We start from the raw sequence: 1,841 nt of genomic DNA on the forward strand, positions 1-1,841 counted from the left end.
AGTAAATTACCACTGGCAGCCGCTGCTTTTCGACGAGCACGCATTTCAAGAAACCGCCCAACTAATAGGAAGAAAGTAAACATCGAAATCGATTCGAAGAATACTTCACCTTGCTCAGTCACCGTTGCCATTAAACTTGCTACATAAGCAAAAATTAGAGCGATGGAAACAGGGACATCCATTCCCAATGTCTTACCACGAATACTACGCCAAGCGTTCAGGTAAAAAGGAAGGGCAGAATAGAGTAGGACGGGAGTAGCGAAAATTAAGCTTACCCAGCGAAAATAGTTCTTAAACTCAGGCTCTAAATCACCAAACACTTCTAGGTATAGTGCGACCGCTAGCATCATAACCTGCATGGTAGCAATACCCGCAATACCTAATCGATAGAGGTATTGTTTCATTGACTGGTGATAGGAAGCTTCATGTTGATCGGCCTCAAAAGGCGCGGCTTTATATCCTAAAGTATGAATGCTTGAGATCAGTTCACTGAGCTTGACGAGAGACTTGTCCCACACCAGCAACGCTCGGTTCGTTGTCGTGTTCACCCTGATCGATTGAACGCCTTTCACTTTGGTCAGATGTTTTTCGATCAACCAAGCGCAGGCTGCACAAGAAACGCCATCTATAGACAGTGTCACTTCCGAACTGTTTTCATTATGTCGAACAAACTCAGATTGAACTTCTTCGTTGTCATAATGTATTAAGCTTAATAATTGTTCCGGAACCAAGTCAACTTTGTCGGCAGGTGCGGTACGGAATTGGTAATAAGAAATTAATCCACTATCAACAATAGTTTGCGCTACGGTTTCACAACCCGGACAACACATTGGACGAATCTCATCTAAGATCTCAACCTTAAAATCCGTGTTGACTGGTACTTCTTCACCGCAGTGATAACACGATTTGCACATAGTATTAATTCATTAATGGGATTGTAGCGTCTGAAGGAAAGCCAACGCGGCCTTGAATAAGCCATTGTTTATCATGAGGTGAAAGCTCGATAAACCAAGGCCCCTGAAGCTCCGTATCTAGCTGTAATCGATATGTACCGTTAGCATCTGACGTCACCAAACGGCTAAAATCACGATCGGCTAACGTTCTGTGTGCGAACATAGCGGTAATTGCAGGGTAATGTTCTAACGAGCCCTTATCGACCTGAAACACTACCGTATTACCTTGAGACTGGACAGTCGCAGAAAGCCCAAGCTCTTTAGCCACTCGAACTTTTGAAATATCGATGTTGATGCCTTTGCCTTTTTTATAGTAATCCTCTGTCACCAAAGAAACAGAGTTCTGAGAAAAAACAACCACTGTTGCGATAGTCCAAACCACGACGGTAGCCGGTAGTATGATTAGAAACCACGGCCAAAACTGTTTATACCAAGGAAGTACCATAAAAAAGTTCTCTACAACAAAAAGAAAGAAGAATGTAAAACTATAGAAAAGACAGCCCCTTATAAAGGGGCTGTTATTGAATTGTTACTTATTATCTGAGTTTGTCAGACTCCAAACATACGCAGACACAAGCTGAATTTTGTCCTCGCCTAGAATATCCTTCCAAGCAGGCATTACGCCAGAACGACCATTCATTAGTGTTTCTGTTACGTCAGCACGTGAACCACCATATAGCCAAACTTGATCCGTTAGGTCAGGTGCACCAACAGCAGGGTTACCTTTACCATCTGTACCATGACATGCAGCACAGACAACAAACCTAGCCTTACCCGCTTCCGCTTCTCGAGCATTCACTGAACGACCAGAAAGACTTAAAGTGTATGAAACCACTTCTTTCACACCGTCTTCGCCTAACGCATCTTTCCAAGCTGGCATTTGACCAA

The 1,841-nt window shown here is 43.3% G+C and carries 3 protein-coding genes; all 3 read right to left on the minus strand.

The features are described from left to right. On the minus strand, positions 1-914 hold a 914-nt coding region (locus ACP45E_RS16235), incomplete at its 3' end, for a heavy metal translocating P-type ATPase metal-binding domain-containing protein (RefSeq protein ID WP_141707371.1). A 4-nt stretch (positions 915-918) separates the two neighbouring features. Next, positions 919-1,398: a FixH family protein gene (locus tag ACP45E_RS16240; RefSeq protein ID WP_017034271.1), complete on the minus strand. Its 480-nt coding sequence runs from the start codon at positions 1,396-1,398 to the stop codon at positions 919-921. Between the two features lie 84 nt (positions 1,399-1,482). After that, a partial coding sequence (locus tag ACP45E_RS16245; protein WP_141707372.1) for a c-type cytochrome occupies positions 1,483-1,841 on the minus strand: 359 nt, incomplete at its 5' end.

The organism is Vibrio genomosp. F10 str. 9ZD137 (assembly GCF_049974785.1).
Classification (GTDB): Bacteria; Pseudomonadota; Gammaproteobacteria; order Enterobacterales; family Vibrionaceae; genus Vibrio.